Source organism: Massilia sp. Soil_C_3, from assembly GCF_057657035.1.
On the sequence record NZ_JBDGJG010000008.1, the window covers coordinates 282965 to 298433 of the forward strand.

Annotated in this window: 17 protein-coding genes; 4 read left to right on the plus strand and 13 right to left on the minus strand. The window is 67.2% G+C overall.

Going from position 1 to position 15469, the window contains the following annotated elements; genetic code table 11:
• Positions 1–51 precede the first annotated feature (51 nt).
• The 4 genes from AC3A6F_RS18395 (at position 52) to AC3A6F_RS18410 (ending at position 5273) form a co-directional block, all read left to right on the plus strand.
• Positions 52–1146, plus strand: coding sequence for a S41 family peptidase (locus tag AC3A6F_RS18395; RefSeq protein WP_487683235.1), 1095 nt, complete (start codon positions 52–54; stop codon positions 1144–1146).
• A 109-nt stretch (positions 1147–1255) separates the two neighbouring features.
• A complete protein-coding gene (locus tag AC3A6F_RS18400) occupies positions 1256–2902 on the plus strand; it encodes a Na+/H+ antiporter (RefSeq protein ID WP_487683237.1) in 1647 nt (548 codons plus the stop codon).
• A gap of 103 nt (positions 2903–3005) precedes the next feature.
• A complete protein-coding gene (locus AC3A6F_RS18405) occupies positions 3006–4196 on the plus strand; it encodes a DNA topoisomerase IB (RefSeq protein WP_487683239.1) in 1191 nt (396 codons plus the stop codon).
• Between the two features lie 21 nt (positions 4197–4217).
• Positions 4218–5273, plus strand: a complete 1056-nt coding sequence (locus AC3A6F_RS18410; protein WP_487683241.1) for an L-dopachrome tautomerase-related protein — start codon at positions 4218–4220, stop codon at positions 5271–5273.
• On the opposite strand, the gene AC3A6F_RS18415 is transcribed toward AC3A6F_RS18410, so the two are convergent.
• The 13 genes from AC3A6F_RS18415 to fdh3B all read right to left on the minus strand — a co-directional run bounded on the left by AC3A6F_RS18415 (position 5254) and on the right by fdh3B (position 15460).
• Positions 5254–5676: a DUF4019 domain-containing protein gene (locus AC3A6F_RS18415; RefSeq protein WP_487683243.1), complete on the minus strand. Its 423-nt coding sequence runs from the start codon at positions 5674–5676 to the stop codon at positions 5254–5256. The two genes, AC3A6F_RS18410 and AC3A6F_RS18415, sit on opposite strands and share 20 nt — an antisense overlap.
• A 91-nt stretch (positions 5677–5767) precedes the next feature.
• A complete protein-coding gene (gene pncB / locus AC3A6F_RS18420; RefSeq protein ID WP_487683245.1) occupies positions 5768–6964 on the minus strand; it encodes a nicotinate phosphoribosyltransferase in 1197 nt (398 codons plus the stop codon).
• 48 nt (positions 6965–7012) lie between these two features.
• Positions 7013–7507, minus strand: a complete 495-nt coding sequence (locus AC3A6F_RS18425; protein WP_487683410.1) for an SET domain-containing protein — start codon at positions 7505–7507, stop codon at positions 7013–7015.
• 73 nt (positions 7508–7580) lie between these two features.
• On the minus strand, positions 7581–8072 hold the full coding sequence (locus AC3A6F_RS18430) for a VOC family protein (protein ID WP_487683247.1): 492 nt from the start codon (positions 8070–8072) through the stop codon (positions 7581–7583).
• A gap of 26 nt (positions 8073–8098) precedes the next feature.
• Complete coding sequence (locus AC3A6F_RS18435) at positions 8099–9778, minus strand: AMP-binding protein (RefSeq protein ID WP_487683248.1); 1680 nt, start codon at positions 9776–9778, stop codon at positions 8099–8101.
• Between the two features lie 99 nt (positions 9779–9877).
• Positions 9878–11554, minus strand: coding sequence for a 4Fe-4S binding protein (locus AC3A6F_RS18440; RefSeq protein WP_487683250.1), 1677 nt, complete (start codon positions 11552–11554; stop codon positions 9878–9880).
• The gene (locus AC3A6F_RS18445) at positions 11551–12036 is read right to left on the minus strand and encodes a DUF3306 domain-containing protein (protein WP_487683252.1); all 486 of its coding nucleotides are present in this window, start codon (positions 12034–12036) and stop codon (positions 11551–11553) included. The genes AC3A6F_RS18440 and AC3A6F_RS18445 overlap by 4 nt, the downstream gene beginning before the upstream one ends.
• Positions 12033–12476, minus strand: a complete 444-nt coding sequence (locus AC3A6F_RS18450) for a DUF3305 domain-containing protein (protein ID WP_320472556.1) — start codon at positions 12474–12476, stop codon at positions 12033–12035. The genes AC3A6F_RS18445 and AC3A6F_RS18450 overlap by 4 nt, the downstream gene beginning before the upstream one ends.
• 10 nt (positions 12477–12486) lie before the next feature.
• Entirely contained in the window at positions 12487–13026 is a 540-nt protein-coding gene (locus tag AC3A6F_RS18455) for a hypothetical protein (RefSeq protein WP_487683255.1), read from the minus strand.
• The gene (locus tag AC3A6F_RS18460; RefSeq protein ID WP_320472558.1) at positions 13023–13463 is read right to left on the minus strand and encodes a hypothetical protein; all 441 of its coding nucleotides are present in this window, start codon (positions 13461–13463) and stop codon (positions 13023–13025) included. Before AC3A6F_RS18460 ends, AC3A6F_RS18455 begins: the two co-directional genes overlap by 4 nt.
• 9 nt (positions 13464–13472) lie before the next feature.
• Positions 13473–14552 carry a formate dehydrogenase subunit gamma gene (locus AC3A6F_RS18465; RefSeq protein ID WP_487683257.1) on the minus strand — a complete coding sequence of 360 codons (1080 nt, stop codon included), beginning with the start codon at positions 14550–14552 and terminating at the stop codon, positions 13473–13475.
• Between the two features lie 9 nt (positions 14553–14561).
• On the minus strand, positions 14562–14780 hold the full coding sequence (locus AC3A6F_RS18470) for a hypothetical protein (RefSeq protein ID WP_487683259.1): 219 nt from the start codon (positions 14778–14780) through the stop codon (positions 14562–14564).
• A complete protein-coding gene (gene fdh3B / locus AC3A6F_RS18475; RefSeq protein WP_487683261.1) occupies positions 14777–15460 on the minus strand; it encodes a formate dehydrogenase FDH3 subunit beta in 684 nt (227 codons plus the stop codon). The genes AC3A6F_RS18470 and fdh3B overlap by 4 nt, the downstream gene beginning before the upstream one ends.
• Between the last annotated feature and the right edge of the window lie 9 nt (positions 15461–15469).

The window sequence follows — 15469 nt, forward strand, 5'->3', positions numbered from 1 at the left end:
CACGATTCCACACGACTTTCAACCACTGAGTAATACAACCTGGAGGCAAATATGTCAGTCAAAAAGAAGTTTGTTGCAGGCGTCGTATCGGGAGCCCTGTTGTCGCTTTCCGCTTTTGCCGGCGAGGACACCGTATTGAAGGCGTCCGATCGCGCCGCGATCGTGCAGACGCTGACGACGAAACTGAATGCGAACTACATCGATCCGGCCGTGGCCGAACGCGTCGGCCGTGCGATCGCGGCGAAACATGCCGCTGGCGGCTATGCGTCGGCCGCCAGCGCGAAGGCGTTCAGCACGGTGCTCGCGACGGACTTGCGTGAACTGAGCGGCGACAAGCATTTCGGCAGCCACGTCAACGACGCATTTATCGAGCCAGGCAGCAGCAAACAGGCCCCTACCCGCGCCGAGATGGAAGAGGTGCGCGACTGGACCACGCGCCGGGGCTATGGCATAGAGAAGGTCGAACGCCTCCCCGGCAACGTCGGCTACATCGATTTGCGCGGTTTCGGCCCCACCGAATTCTCCGGCCCGGCATACACGGCTGCAATGGGGCTCATGGAAGGAACGGATGCGCTGATCCTCGACCTGCGCCGCAACGGCGGCGGCAGTCCGGCCAGCGTTGCTTACCTGATGAGCCATTTCTTCCCGCTCGGCGACCAGCGTCACCTGCTCGACATCTACAATCGCCCCACCAATACGACGACGCAGTTCTGGACCGTGCCGACCGTCCCACTGCGTTACGACAAGCCGGTCTACGTGCTGACCTCCGCCCGCACGTTCTCCGGCGGCGAGCATTGCGCTTACGATTTCCAGACGCAGAAGCGCGGGACGCTGGTTGGCGAAACCACCGGCGGCGGCTCCAATCCCGTCACCTGGTTGAGCGCCGGACACGGCATCGTGGTCGCTGTCCCGACCGCGCGAGCGACCAACCCCGTCACCAAGACCAACTGGGAGCACGTCGGCGTGAAACCCGACATCGCCGTACCGGCCGCGCAAGCGCTGCAGACGGCGCATGTCGCCATCCTGCGCAGCCTGGTCTCGTCGGCCAAGGACGACAAGGAGCGCACGAAACTGCAGCGCGAGCTCGCAATGGTGGAAAAAGGGGAAGTCGAGAAGCCGGTCTACACCCTCAGGGGGCAGAGCTGAGCGACGCCGAGCGCGCTCATCGGGCGCGCCAGGCCCGGCGCATGTAAAGACCGTACAACGCGATCGTCCGGTATCCCTTATCATGTTTTTTTGAACGGGAGGGACGTCGATGGATGAGGTAGGAATCGTACTGGCAATGCTGCTGGCGGTGGTGGCGAGCGGCTACCTGGTGCGGATACTGCCGTTCGCCGTCCCCCTGCCGCTGGTCCAGATCGCGCTCGGCGCCGCCATCTCCGGCACCACCAGCCACGGCGTGCGGCTCGAGCCGCACATCTTCTTCCTCGTGTTCTTGCCGCCGTTGCTGTTCCTGGACGGCTGGCGCATCCCCAAGGTCGGCCTGTTCCGCGACCGCTCGACCATCCTCGAACTGGCGCTCGGCCTGGTGCTGTTCACCGTGATCGGGGCCGGTTTCCTGATCCACTGGCTGATCCCGTCGCTGCCGCTGGCCGTGTCGTTCGCGCTGGCCGCGATCCTGGCGCCCACCGATCCGGTCGCGGTGTCGTCGATCGCGGCGCGCGTACCGATTCCGCCCCGCCTGATGCACATCCTCGAGGGCGAGTCGCTGCTCAACGACGCCAGTGGCCTGGTGTGCTTCCGCTTCGCGGTGGCGGCCGCGCTCACCGGCACCTTTTCGCTGGGCGACGCCACCCTCACCTTCCTGTGGGTGGCCCTGGCCGGGATCGCGATCGGCGTCGGCCTCACGGTGGCCGTCAGCGCCGCCCAGCGCGTCCTGGCGGCGCGCATCGGCGAAGAAAGCGGCTCGCCGATCCTGATCAACCTGCTGCTGCCCTTCGGCGCCTACCTGGCGGCCGAGCACCTGCAGGCCTCGGGCATCCTGGCGGCGGTGGCGGCCGGCGTCACCATGAGCTACGTCGAGCTGAGCGGCCGCGCGCTGGCTACCACCCGGGTGCGCCGCGCCGTGGTCTGGGATACCGTGCAGTTCGCGCTGAACGGCGTGATGTTCGTGCTGCTGGGCGAGCAGTTGCCGAATATCGTGAAAGCGGCGCTGGTCGCGCCGGAGCTGCCGGCGGCCCACGACGTCTGGTGGCTGCTAGGCAATGCGCTGGCCATCAGCGTCGGCCTGATCCTGCTGCGCTTCATCTGGGTCTGGATCTCGCTGCGCCTGACCCTGCTGGCCGCGCGGCGCCAGCAGCAAGCCGTCTACCGTCCGAATCCACGCCTGATCCTGGCCACCTCGCTGGCCGGCGTACGCGGCGCGATTACCCTGGCCGGCGTGCTGACCTTGCCGCTGGCGATGCCGAACGGGACGCCGTTCCCGGGCCGCGACCTGGTGATCTTCCTGGCCAGCGCCGTGATCGTGGTGTCGCTGGTGCTGGCCAGCGTCGGCCTGCCGCGCGTGCTGCGCGGGCTGGAACTGCCAGCCGAGGCGGCCCACGAAAGCGAGGAAGACCAGGCGCGCCATGCCGCCGCGCTGGCCGCGCTGGAAGCGATCGCGACCGCCCCGCCGCCGCCGCCGATCTCGGGCTGCGATGCCGAAGGCGCGGCCGAGATGCATGCCAGCGCGGCCGACCAGGTGCGCAGCCTTTACCAGTACCGTCTTGACGGAGGCACTGGCGCCGGCATCGAACCGGTGCGCGCGCGCGCCGCCGAGAATGCCGAGCGCCACTATCGCCTGGCCGCACTCGAGCAGGAACGCGCGGTGTTGCTGCGCATGGCGCGCCACAACCAGCTGTCGGACGAGATCGCGCGCAAGCTGCTGCGCGAGATCGACCTGGTCGAGGCACGCTACCGCTGAGCACGCAGCCGGCGCCGGGCTGCGCCTACGTTACTTCGCGTACAGTGAGCGTAGGAATGCAGGGGTAGGATCGGCTGGAAGATCACCTTCCAGCGAACCTGCCATGCCCAGTAAAAAACCGGACGCCGACGCCGTCCCCAGCGATCCACCCGCCGCCGCGCGCGCAGCCGGCCTGCGCTACGTCCATGACGACCGGCCCGGCATCCGGCGCGAAGCCGTCAAGGATGGCTTTCGCTATCTCGACGCCCGCGGCGAACCGGTAACGGACGAAACGGCGCTGGCACGCATCAAGAGCCTGGTCGTGCCACCCGCCTGGACCGAAGTCTGGATCTGCCCCCAGGCCAACGGCCACCTGCAAGCCACCGGACGCGACGCCCGCGGCCGCAAGCAATACCGCTATCACCCTAAATGGCGCACGGCGCGCGATGAGGTCAAGTACGAACGCATGCTCAAGTTCGGCCAGGCCCTGCCGGCCATCCGCGCCGAAGTCGACCGCGCCCTGAAACTGCCCGGCCTGCCGCGCGAAAAAGTGCTGGCCACCATCGTCTACCTGCTCGAAGCCACCATGATGCGGGTCGGTAACGAGGAATATGCGCGCACCAATAAATCCTTCGGGCTGACGACGCTGCGCAACCGCCACGCCAAAGTCGACGGCAGCGACGTCGAATTCAGTTTCCGCGGCAAGAGCGGTGTCTATCACAAGGTCAAGGTGCACGACCGGCGCCTGGCGCGCATCGTCGCGCGCTCGCGCGACCTGCCGGGCCAGGAACTGTTCCAGTACGTGGGCGAGGGTGGCGAGACCCACGCCATCGATTCGAGCGACGTCAACGACTACCTGCGCGCCATCACCGGCGAAGAATACACGGCCAAGGATTTCCGCACCTGGTCGGGCACCGTGCTGGCCGCGCTGGCCTTGCAGGAGTTCGAGAAATTCGATTCCGAGGCCCAGGCCAAGAAGAACATCGTGCGCGCGATCGAGTCGGTGGCCGAAAAGCTCGGCAATACGCCGTCGATCTGCCGCAAGTGCTATGTGCACCCGGCGGTGCTGGACGCCTATCTCGACGGCGCCGCGCTCGAGGTGCTGCGCGAGCGCACCGAGGAGACGCTGCAGGAAGACCTGCACGCCCTGCAGCCCGAGGAAGCGGCGGTGCTGGCCATGCTGCAGCAGCGCCTGCGCCACGAGCAGGCTCAGTTACAAAATCATCCGCGGCCCCGGGCTTCACGCAAGAAGCCTGCGCCGACGAAGGCCGCGACCCGCAAACCATCGCGCCCGGCCGCCCGCGCGGCGGCATGAGCGCATCACGAAAGGATAGGAATGACCGCATACAAGATCGAACTCGTCGCCCGTTTCGAACACCAGGTCACCGGCGTCTCGGTGTCCGAGGACAACCGCATTTTCGTCAATTTCCCGCGCTGGACCGAGGATAACGCGGTCTCGGTGGCCGAGCTGCAGGACGACGGCACACTGCGCCCCTACCCCGACCAGGAATGGAATGCCTGGCGCAATGCGCGCAAGGACGAGGTCACGCCAAACGACCACTGGGTCTGCGTGCAGAGCGTGGTGGCCGATGGCCGGGGCAGCCTGTGGGTGCTCGACCCGGCGGCGCCGGCCCAGGCCCACCTGGTATCCGGCGGCGCCAAGCTGGTGCAGGTCGACCTGGCGGGCGACAAGGTCGTGCGCACGATCGCATTCGACGAGGACGCGGCGCCGCAAGGCTCGTACCTCAACGACGTCCGTCTTTCCGACGACGGCAAATACGCCTACATCACCGACTCGGGCGTGGTCGGCGCCATCCTGGTGGTCGACCTCGAGAATGACAAGACGGTGCGCCTGCTCGACGGTCATCCGTCGACCCAGATGAAGAAGGGGCTGAACGTGAAAGCCGACGGCAAGGTGCTGCGCCGCCCGGACGGGCGCGGCGTCGAGTTCTCGGCCGACGGCATCGAACTGTCGGGCGACGGCGCCTGGCTGTACTGGCAGGCGATCAAGGGCGATACGCTGTACCGCATCTCCACGCAAGTGCTGATCGAACGCGGCTTGAAAGGCGAGGACGTTGGCGACGCAGTCGAGGAGTACGGCCACAACGGCGTCAACGACGGCCTGCTGTTCGACCGCGGCAGCAACCGCATGTACCTGACCTCGGTGCAGGACGACGCGATCAAGATGCGTGACCTCGACGGGGGCCCCCAGGCCGAGGCGCGGGTAGTGGTGCAGGACGAACGCCTGCGCTGGCCGGACACCTTCACCCAGGGGCCGGACGGCACGGTCTACGTGACGACCTCGCACATCCAGGATTCGAGCTTCTTCAAGCCGGACGCGCCGGCCGCGCTGCCGACCGAGTTGTGGAAGCTTATTGAATCAGGTAAGTGATGACCTTCCAGCCGCCCTCGGCTTCGCGCGACGTGACCACGGTTTCGGTCACGCCCGAACGGTTGGCGTACACGGCGCCGTACTGGATCACCACATAGTCGGCTTCCGGTGCGCCGGGCAGTGTGCGGGTATAGCGCGCGTTGGCCAGGGTGCGCGATTTCAGTTCGCCCAGCGGCGCACGGGCGCCCGCCAGCATGCCGTTCCACTGCTCGGCGGTGACTGCGCTGCGAAAGACCGTGCCGGCGCTGCGCCAGCTTTCGCCACCATTGCCCGCATCGGCGAGCTTGAGCCACTCTTCGGCGGCCGCCACCCCGGCCTTGGTGTGCTCGGTCTCCTGCGCATGCACGGCGGCGACGGGAATGGCGAACATCATGGCGAGGGCGATCGGTGCGAGCTGCTTCATGGCTGTCTCCAAGGGGTTGGAAAATCGGGAACCCACAGCATAGCGCGTCGGGCGGCGCACAGTCTCACAGATTCTTGCAGCCTGGCCGGGCTCAGTCGCCTGCGTCGTACTTGTTGAACACCTGGCGCAGATAGGCGATGAAGGTCTCGTCCGTGCTCTGCGACTTGCCCTTGGTGTCGGACAGCTTGGCCACCGGCTGGCCGTTGCAGCGCACCAGCTTCATGACGATGTTCAGCGGTTTATGGGGCGTGTCGTTGGTGAGCTTGGTGCCGATGCCGAAGCCGGTCATCACGCGGTCGGCGAAGTGACGGTACAGCTCGAGCGCCCTGGGCACCGTGAGCGAATCGGAAAACACCAGGCGCTTGGTGCGCGCGTCGATGCGCAGCTTGGCGTAGTGCGCCAGCGCCTTCTCTCCCCACACGACCGGGTCGCCCGAATCCTGGCGCAGGCCGTCGAACAGCTTGGCGAAATACAGGTCGAAGTCGGCCAGGAAGGCGTCCATGCCCACCACGTCGGTCAGGGCGGTGCCCAGGTCGCCACGGTATTCCTGCACCCAGTTCTCGAGCGCGGCTTTCTGGAAGTCGCGCAGGCGGGTGCCGAAGGACTGGTGGGCCTGCAGGTATTCGTGGGCCATGGTGCCGATCGGCGTGAGCCTGAGTTTATACGCCAGGTAGACGTTCGAGGTGCCCTTGAAGTACTGGGGCAGCTCGCGCGCCATGGTCGCCACCACCTCGTCGTGCCATTCGCCGGAATAGCGGCGGCGCACGCCGAAGTCGAAGAACTCGAAGGGATTGGCGCGCGGCGCCTCGTTGCCGAAGGCGCGCAGCTCGTCGATCTTCTGCTGCAGGCGGCGCCGCGCCTCGGCCAGCGCCTCTGCCTGGTCGAAGCGGCGGAAGTACAGCTCGTTGACGATGTAGAGCACGAAGATCTCGAAGCCCATCACGTGCACCAGCGGACCGCTGGCGCGGATCGTCAGGTGCGGGCCGTCGGTGTCGACGCGGATGAACTTGCGCTGGAAGCGAAACAGGGTGAGGAAGTCGGCGAAATCGCTCTTGATGAAGCGCAGGCTACGCAGGTAGGCCACCTCGCCCTCGGTGAACATCATGCCGCACAGGTAGTCGAGCTCGCGCTCGACGTCGTCCTTGAGTTCGGCCAGCGGATAGGCCGGCTCGTTACGACAGCGGAATTCGTAGTCGCCGATGGCGCCGGGATGGCTGTGCAGGAGGGCCTGCCACATCGTGAACTTGTAAAGATCGGATTCCAGCAGGCTGCGGACTACGGGTTTCATCAAGGCTCCAGGCATCTGCGCAACGGGCGCGGCAGGCTGTATTGTCGCCTACTTCTTTGCGCGGCGCTTTGGAGCCAGCATGGTGCCGGTGCAATCGGGGGTGCCGCAGCGGCAGGCGAACAGCTTTTTGAGCGCGGGTGTGTGGCGCTCGTCGTAGATCAGCGCGTAATTGTAGTTCAACTCTTCGCCGGCTTCGATGTCTTGCATCGCGTGGATATAGACCTTGCCTTCGTCCTCGAACGCTTCGCAGTTGGGCGTACAGGCGTGGTTGATCCAGCGCGCGTCGTTGCCGTCGCGGCCACCGTCGATTACGCGGCCGTCGGCCAGGCTGAAATAAAACGTATGGTTGATCGGCCCGCCCGCTTTCTCGGCGCGCCGGGTCGCCTTGTCCCAGCTGATGCGCTGGCCCTTGTACTCGATGATACGCTCGCCGGCAGCGATCGCGCGGCGCGCAAAGACGCCATTGCCGTGAACGGGCGACTGGCGCACTTCATGCACCGGATCCTTGGCGCCGTCTTTTTTGGAGCTTTTTTTGCTGGTCATCTGATGCCGAATGGACGATTGAAGGAATGCACCCATTATGGCGGCAATCGGCACGCCTTGTCCGCACTCTTCGTCAAGAAAGTCCGGCCGCGACGCGCAAGGCGGCGACGTCGATCTTCTTCATCGGCAGCAGCGCCGTCATGACGGCATCGGCTTGCGGGCTCGCCATCAGCGACATGATCTCGGTCGGCGTCACCTGCCACGACAGCCCGAACCGGTCCTTCAGCCAGCCGCACTGGCGCGCCGCTTCATCCCCGCCCTCGCCCAGGCGTTCCCAGTAATAGTCGATCTGCTCCTGGCTGTCGCACATCACCATGAACGAGACGGCTTCGGTGAAGTGAAACAGCGGCCCGCCATTCATCGCGATGCAGGGCTGGCCGTCGACCTCGAACTGCACCGCCATCACGCTGCCCGGCGTCATGCGGTGCACGTCCTGGCCGGCGGCGCTGTAGTGCGACACGTGCGTGATGCGCGAGTCGGGAAAGATCGAAATATAGTGCTTGACCGCTTCTTCGGCCTGGGTATCGAACCACAGGCAGGGCTGGATCGGCGCGTGCAGTTGCATGGTGGTTCTCCTGTCAGGTCTGGCTGCTAGCCCGGAAAATCCTCTGCCCGGTACTCGACGGAGTCCGCGGCCCCGGCCTCGCGCCCCGCTTCCTCGCGGCGCAGCTCGACGCGCCGGATCTTGCCCGAGATCGTCTTGGGCAGCTCGCGGAAGGCGATGCGCCGGATCCGCTTGTAGGGCGCCAAGCGTTCGCGACTAAAGGCGAACAGCGCGGCGGCTATCTCACGGCTCGGCTCCACCCCGGCGCGCAGGGTCACGAAGGCCTTCGGCACGGCCAGGCGCAGCGGGTCGGGACTGGGCACGATGGCCGCCTCCAGCACGCTCTCGTGTTCGATCAGCACGCTCTCGAGCTCGAACGGGCTGATACGGTAATCGGACGACTTGAACACGTCGTCGTTGCGGCCGACATAGAAGTAATAACCGTCGTCGTCCACGCTCGCCGTGTCGCCCGTGTGGTAGTGGCCGGCCCGCATCGCTTCCACCGTCTTGTCCTCGTTGCCTTCATAGCCGACCATGAGACCGATCGGATTCGACGCAAGTTCCACCGAGATTTCGCCCTCCGACGCCGGCCGGTCGTCGAGGTCGAGCAACGCGATGCGGTAGCCCGGCAGCGGACGGCCCATCGAGCCCGGCTTGACAGGCTGGCCCGGCGGGTTCCCGATCTGGCAGCTCGATTCGGTCTGGCCGAAGCCGTCGCGGATGCGGATGCCCCAGGCGCGCTCGACCTGCTCGATTACTTCGGGGTTGAGCGGTTCTCCGGCGCCGACCAGTTCGCGGATCACCGGCTTCCAGGCGGCCAGGTCTTCCTTGATCAGCATGCGCCAGGCGGTCGGCGGCGCGCACAGCGAGGTCACGCTGCAGCGCACGAGCGTGTCGAGCACGGCGCGGCTGCTGAAGCGTTCGAAGTTGAACACGAATACGGTGGCGCCCGCGTTCCACGGCGCGAAGAAGCAGCTCCAGGCATGCTTGGCCCAGCCTGGCGCGCTGATATTCCAGTGGATGTCGCCCGGCTGCAGGCCGATCCAGTACATGGTCGACAGGTGCCCGACCGGATAGCTCTGGTGGGTATGCAGCACCAGCTTCGGTTTCGCGGTCGTGCCTGAGGTGAAGTACAGCAGCAGCGGATCGGTGGCGCGGGTTTCGCCTTCGGGGACGAACACGCTGGCCACATTGTCGCTGTCCGCATAGTCGTGCCAGCCGGCGGGCGCGCCGCCGACGGCGATCCGGGTATAGCTGCCGGCCAGCGCCGCGAATTTATGGGCTTCGCTGGCCTGGGCGATCACGTGCTTCACCTGTCCACGCCCCAGGCGGTCGGCCAGGTCGTCGCCCGCCAGCGCCATCGTGGTCGGCACCAGCACCGCGCCCAGCTTGATCCCGGCCAGCATGATTTCCCACAGCTCGACCCGGTTCGGCAGCATCAGGAGCACCCGCTCGCCGCGCCGCACGCCGAGATTGCGCAGGTATTCGGCCACCTGGCTCGAGCGCGCCGCCATGTCGGCGAAGGAGATCTTGCGTTCGCTGCCGTCTTCCTCGACCACCCACAGGGCGGGAGCGTGGTTGTCCCGGGCCTGGTAGTCGAAGAAGTCGAGCGCCCAGTTGAAGCGATCGAGCTCGGGGTGTTCGAAATCGCGGTAGGCGGTGTCGTAGTCGAGCCGATGCCGCTGGAGGAAGTCGCGCGCCTGCACGAAGCGCTGGGTTGGCGTCATGGGGGTCTCCTGGTCGCTATGCCATGTGGATGGCGGGATGCCTGACGCTCCCGCCTTGCAACCATTCTGCCACCGATTCGAAAGGCGGTGACGCCTGACCTAGTTACGACGCAGCGCCGTCACCTGCATCTCGTCGGCAGGCGCCATCATGTCGATCACGCGGCAGTCGCCGCACATGCGCAGGCGATCCAGGTTGGCCGCGAACGCCGGGTGAGCCCCCAGGCGCCCGAGCATGTTCTCGACCATCTGCAGCGTGCCGAACGGCTTGCTGCAACGGATACAGTGGAAGGGCTGCGATTCGTTCAGCACCACCGCCGCCATGCGCTCGGGCGCGAACGAGATGCGCGGCTGCAGCGTGATCGCGTCCTCCGGGCAGGTATTGGCGCACAGGCCGCACTGGACGCAGTTCTTTTCGATGAAGCGCAGCTGCGGCGCGCCCTGCCCGTCCTGCAGCGCATTGGCCGGGCATACGCCGACGCAGGACATGCACAGGCTGCAGGCCTGGCGGTCGACCGCCAGCGCGCCGAACGGCGCCTTGACGGGCAAGTCGATGTGCAGCGGCTGCTGCGGAGCGTGGCGGTGCAGGTGGTCGAGCGCGTAGTCGAGGGTGTTGCGCTTTTCGACCGACAGGTGGAACACGGCCGGCGTGGCCGGCGCATCGCCGCGCGGCGCATGGCGCAGGGCCAGCGCCAGTTCCTGGGCCGCCTCCAGTGGAGAATTCCCCAGCTGGAGCAGCTGGAAGTGCGGTCCGGCATAGCCCAGGCCACCGAGCACCGCCTGGGCTATTTGCATCTGCTCACCCAGCGCCTGCACGTATTGCGGCGCCTCGTCACCCGTCGTCAGCACGGCGATGCCGGCCGCGCCGTAGGCCAGCGCCGCCAGCCAGACGTCGATGCCGGTCGAGGCGACGTGGTGCAGCGAAAATGGCAGGATGCGCCCCGGGACGCTGTCGCCCAGGCGGGCCATAAGGTCCTGGCCCTGCGCATCGTGCAGCAGCAGCACCGGCTGCGCGCCGCCCGCCTCGCGGAAGGCGCGCAGGGCAGCCTGGATGCGTTTGCCGGTGAGCGGCACCGGCGGATAGGCGTAGCTCATGGCCCCGGTCGGGCACACGGTGCCGCAGGCGCCGCAGCCGGCGCACAGGTAGGGGTTGACTTTCACCCGGTCGCCGTCGCTGGCGATCGCCTGCGCCGAGCAGATATCGACGCAGGCGGTGCAGGCCTCTATGCCGTTGCGGCCGTGGGCGCAGATGCGTTCCTTGTAGCTGAAGTATTTCGGCTTCTCGAAATCGCCGACCATGTCCTGCAGGGCCTCGACCGCAGCCAGGCGCGCCGCCTCGTCCTGGCCGGGCGCGTAATAGCCGTGCGGGCGCTGGTGGCTGGCGATCAGGCGCGCCGGGCACAGGTCGAGCACCAGGTCGAACCTGCCCTCGCCCACCGGCTCGCCCGCCGCGCGCCAGCGCGCCTCGAAGGCGCCCAGCCAGCCAGCCACGGCCACCGTCTGCGCCGTGTGCACCGGATACAGGCGCGGTTGCCCGTCCGGCTCGTCCAGCAGCAGGACGGTGACCGGCAGCGTGCCGGCCAGCCGGTCGGCCAGCGGCAGCGCGTCAACCGCGCTGCCCACCACCAGCGTGCGCCCGTGCGAGCGGTAATCGACGGTGACGGCCGCCTCGAAGTCGGGAAAGTCCTGCGCCGCCTGCAGCGCGGCCGGGCGGGCGGCCCGGTCGCGGCCGTCCTGGGCGGGGTCGGAAGCCGCCCCATCGTTGAATCGAATATTCATGGGGTCCCTTGTGTCGGCATGCCCGGCTCGCTTTCGGCTGCCGGATCGTGTTCGCCTTCGTCTTCGTGTTTGTTTTTGTCCTCGTCCTCGTCCCCGCCCAGCAGGCGGTCCAGTACGCTAGGCGCGTGCTTGAGCGCAGCCAGCATGGCGTCGGTGAGCGGCGCGGCCTTGTTGTAGTCGGCGATATAGATGTCCAGGCCGTCCATCACCGCGAAGTTCGGATCGGCGAACAGTTTTTTGAGCGCCATGCGCTGCACGGCCTTGTCGACGCCCTTGGCGACGAAGGCCGAATAGTCGGACTCCGGCGTCAGGCGCGCCACGTCGTCCAGGGTCGGCAGCGGCCGCGCTTCTTCCACCGGCGGCGGCTGGACGGCGGGAACCGGCGCCTCGGCGGCCAGGGCCTCTTCCACCGGCTCCGGCGACGATTTCAGTCGCGCCCAGCGGCGCAGGAATCCTTCCTCGGCCATGACGTCAGCGCTCATCCGTGCTGCCTTCCCTTGCGTGGGCGCGGCGTGAAATGCTCGCGTAGGTAGCCCGCGACCCAGCTGTAGATCTCGGCCGGCATGGTCACGCCGTCGGCCGCTTCGCCCGAATCGAACATGCGCGTTCCCTCGACATAGCTCACCGAGGCGCGCGCCGGCATCGCGCGATCGTCTTCCATCCGCCACAGCACGAACACCTTCGATTCCGGTGCCATGATGTTCTCGTAATAGCCCTCGTTCTCGTCGGTGTACAGTTCGAGCTCGAGGCCGGAGACCATGTAGTAGTCGCGTTCCGCGCTTTCGCTCAGCACCGACAGGCGCGGCAGCTCGCCGCGGTCCGGCACGATGCCCACCGCGGCCCAGCTGTCCATGTCGCCCCAGCGGTGCTGCACCGCGCGCCGCTGCATGATGATGGCGACCGGCATGCTTCCCATTTTCATCGTCGTGCCTTCACTGTTTGGGGGCGTTCCTGGGCACGCCTTGCCTGTTTACCGTCGGCGAAGCCCCGGCCGGCTCGGCGCGGGTCGGTCCCTGCTTGACGTCCTCGCTCGGCCGCGCCGTGCCCAGCTTCTCGCTCTTGACTGGCACAGTGGCCGCATGCAACGCACGCGCCCCGAGCGGCGCGGCCGCCGTGGCCGGCGCGGCGCCCGAGGTGCCCGGCGCGCCGCCGGGAGGGGCAGGCGCCGGCACGCCCGCGCTCGCCGGGGTCGGGTCGGATGCGGCGACACCCACCGGCCCGGTCACGGGCGGCGGCGGCTTGATGGTCCAGCCCTCCTGCGCGGCGCGCTGGCGCCATTGACCGCTGATCCGGTCCATCGCCACGTTCAGCGCTTCCTTTTCCTTGGCTGCCTTGGCCTCGGCCTCGGCCTTCTTCGCCGCCGCGGCCTGGGCCTGGGCCGGCGACGACGGCGGCAGGGCCGCCCGGGATGCGCCGGCCAGGCTCAGGCCCAGCGCCAGCGCCGACAAGGCGCGCAATCGTTTGACCGTCATCGTGTTCCTCCTGACTGCCCCTGCGGCGCGGCATTACTGGCCGCCGGGGCTTCGGTAGTTCCCCGCGCCGGCGCGGCGGGACGATTCTCGCCCGACGGCAGATTGCCGCCCTCACGCCCGGCGCTCGACGGCTGGGTGACGCCGCTCGACGGTCCCTGGCCGGTTTCCAGGGTGGCGCCGGCGGTCTCGGCGCCGCTGGTATTGCCGCCCGAACCGCCGGCGATGCCCGGCGTGCCGCCGGCATAGGTGGCGTCGGTCTCCGGCCGCGCCGTGCGCGCCATGATCTGGCCGCTGGTCAGTCCGCCGGACGAGACCTGTCCGGGGTACTTCGTCTGGATCACGCCGTTGGCGGCGGGAGACTGGCCGCGGTCGCAGGCGGCCAGCAGGATGGCCGCCAGGGCCATGCCGCCGATCGTCGGTGCAGTGTGTCGTTTCATCGCCATTCCTCAGTGCGCCGGACCTGGGCGCGGCTGGCCGCCCTGGCCAGGCACCATCTTGCCGTCCTTGTCCATCCCGGGCGGAACGCCCGTCTTCATCTGTTCGTACCACAGCTGGTGGTGGGCCTTGGCCCAGTTCTCGTCCACCGTGCCGTAGCGCATCGCCTCGTAGGCGCCGGGCGTGCCCCAGGTGCCGATATAGGCGTGGCCCATGGCGGCCGCCATGTACAGCGCCGCGGCCCCCACGTGCAGCACGTTCGCCACCTGCATCACGTAGCGGGTCTGGCCGACGGCGAAGTCGAGCACCAGGCCGGTGACGGACATGATCAGGCCCAAGAGCGCGACCCCGCCCCAGAACCAGGTCTTTTCGCCCGCATTGAAGAAGCCGGCCGGGACGTGCTTGTGGCTGACGATGCCTCCGCCCTGCTTGACCCACTGCCAGTCGGCGCGGTTGTAGAAATTACGCTTCAAGAAGGTGAAGAACATCAGGATCGAGCACAGGATGAACAGCGGCCCGACGAAGTTGTGCAGGTATTTCGAAATGATCGCCACCCAGGAAAACAGGTCGTGTCCCATCCACGGCAGCATGATCTTCTTGCCGTACATGATGATGATGCCGGTGATGCCGAGCGCGATGAAGCTGAAGGCGGTGGCCCAGTGCACCTGACGCTCCCAGCGGTTGAAGCGCTGCATCTTGCGGCCGGCCTCGGCCACCTGGTTGGCCGGGCCGATGGTCCGGTAGAACACGAAGATCGCCAGCGGCACCGCCAGCAGGATGAAGCCGGCAATCGTCGCCAGCGGTCCGTTGCGCAGGTGGCGCCAGGTGTTGCCGCCGCGCTGGACGATGACGTTGCCTTCCTTGCTGCCGTACTGGCCCAGGTAGTGGCGGTCCATGTGCACCCGGCCCGATGCCGAGCTGGTCATGCCGGGATCGGGCACCACCGAGTCGGCCTCGATTTGCAGCATGGTCTGTTCTTCGGCATAGGCCGGCGTGGCGTTCTGGTTCTTGACGCCGGCCCAGCTAGCGGAGAACACCAGGGCCGCCGCCAGGAACAGCATGGCGCGCAGCGTATTCAGGGTCGCTCGCATAGTGCCTCCTCAGGGGTTGGCCCGGTTGTATTCGTTCTGCTTGCCGTTGCGGTTCTCGACCGTGGCCCACCAGGCGAGGCGGTCATCGTGGAACCGGCGGTGATAATGGCGGTCGTCCTTCTTGCCGGCGTACTCGCCATGAAGCCATGGCGGATGCTGGTCCACTTCGAGGCAGCCGGCCAGCAGCAGCGCCGGCAGCAGCAATGCGCAGATCTTGATGAGCTTCATGTCGGGAACCTCCCTGCGTGGTTCTGCGAATCGCGCAAGTCCTGGTTGACCCTCGGCGAGTCGCCCGTGGCCTTCATCTGGCCGCCGCGTTTCGGCTTGCCGTAGGCGATCTTCCAGCCCCACAGCTGCGGGCCGTAGCCGCGCGTCTCGACCCGCTGGCGATAGATGTCGGCGATAATGTTGGCGTCGCCGCCCAGCAGCGCCTTCGTGCCGCACTGCTCGGCGCAGGCCGGGAGCTTGCCTTCGGCGATGCGGTTGCGGCCATACTTCTTGAACTCGGCTTCCGAGGTGTCCGGTTCCGGGCCGCCGGCGCAGAAGGTGCACTTGTCCATCTTGCCGCGGTGGTTGAACAGGCCCGTCTCGGGGAATTGCGGAGCGCCGAACGGACAGGCGTAATAGCAGTAGCCGCAGCCAATGCACTGGTCCTTGCTGTGCAGGACGATGCCGTCCTCGGTGTGGTAGATGCAGTTGGTCGGGCACACGGCCAGGCACGGCGCGTCGGTGCAGTGCATGCAGGCGACCGACACCGAGCGCTCGCCCGGAATGCCGTCGTTGATCGTCACCACCCGGCGCCGGTTGATGCCCCAGGCCAGTTCGTGCTCGTTCTTGCAGGCGGTCACGCAGCCGTTGCAGTCGATGCAGCGCTCCGTGTCGCAGATAAATTTCATTCTTGCGGGCATATCGGTCTC

Bases quoted from the DNA above. Each gene is read 5' to 3' on its own strand.
- AC3A6F_RS18395 (WP_487683235.1), top strand. From the start codon at position 52: ATGTCAGTCAAAAAGAAGTTTGTTGCAGGCGTCGTATCGGGAGCCCTG.
- AC3A6F_RS18400 (WP_487683237.1), top strand. From the start codon at position 1,256: ATGGATGAGGTAGGAATCGTACTGGCAATGCTGCTGGCGGTGGTGGCG.
- AC3A6F_RS18405 (WP_487683239.1), top strand. From the start codon at position 3,006: ATGCCCAGTAAAAAACCGGACGCCGACGCCGTCCCCAGCGATCCACCC.
- AC3A6F_RS18410 (WP_487683241.1), top strand. From the start codon at position 4,218: ATGACCGCATACAAGATCGAACTCGTCGCCCGTTTCGAACACCAGGTC.
- AC3A6F_RS18415 (WP_487683243.1), bottom strand. From the start codon at position 5,676: ATGAAGCAGCTCGCACCGATCGCCCTCGCCATGATGTTCGCCATTCCC.
- pncB (WP_487683245.1), bottom strand. From the start codon at position 6,964: ATGAAACCCGTAGTCCGCAGCCTGCTGGAATCCGATCTTTACAAGTTC.
- AC3A6F_RS18425 (WP_487683410.1), bottom strand. From the start codon at position 7,507: ATGACCAGCAAAAAAAGCTCCAAAAAAGACGGCGCCAAGGATCCGGTG.
- AC3A6F_RS18430 (WP_487683247.1), bottom strand. From the start codon at position 8,072: ATGCAACTGCACGCGCCGATCCAGCCCTGCCTGTGGTTCGATACCCAG.
- AC3A6F_RS18435 (WP_487683248.1), bottom strand. From the start codon at position 9,778: ATGACGCCAACCCAGCGCTTCGTGCAGGCGCGCGACTTCCTCCAGCGG.
- AC3A6F_RS18440 (WP_487683250.1), bottom strand. From the start codon at position 11,554: ATGAATATTCGATTCAACGATGGGGCGGCTTCCGACCCCGCCCAGGAC.
- AC3A6F_RS18445 (WP_487683252.1), bottom strand. From the start codon at position 12,036: ATGAGCGCTGACGTCATGGCCGAGGAAGGATTCCTGCGCCGCTGGGCG.
- AC3A6F_RS18450 (WP_320472556.1), bottom strand. From the start codon at position 12,476: ATGAAAATGGGAAGCATGCCGGTCGCCATCATCATGCAGCGGCGCGCG.
- AC3A6F_RS18455 (WP_487683255.1), bottom strand. From the start codon at position 13,026: ATGACGGTCAAACGATTGCGCGCCTTGTCGGCGCTGGCGCTGGGCCTG.
- AC3A6F_RS18460 (WP_320472558.1), bottom strand. From the start codon at position 13,463: ATGAAACGACACACTGCACCGACGATCGGCGGCATGGCCCTGGCGGCC.
- AC3A6F_RS18465 (WP_487683257.1), bottom strand. From the start codon at position 14,552: ATGCGAGCGACCCTGAATACGCTGCGCGCCATGCTGTTCCTGGCGGCG.
- AC3A6F_RS18470 (WP_487683259.1), bottom strand. From the start codon at position 14,780: ATGAAGCTCATCAAGATCTGCGCATTGCTGCTGCCGGCGCTGCTGCTG.
- fdh3B (WP_487683261.1), bottom strand. From the start codon at position 15,460: ATGCCCGCAAGAATGAAATTTATCTGCGACACGGAGCGCTGCATCGAC.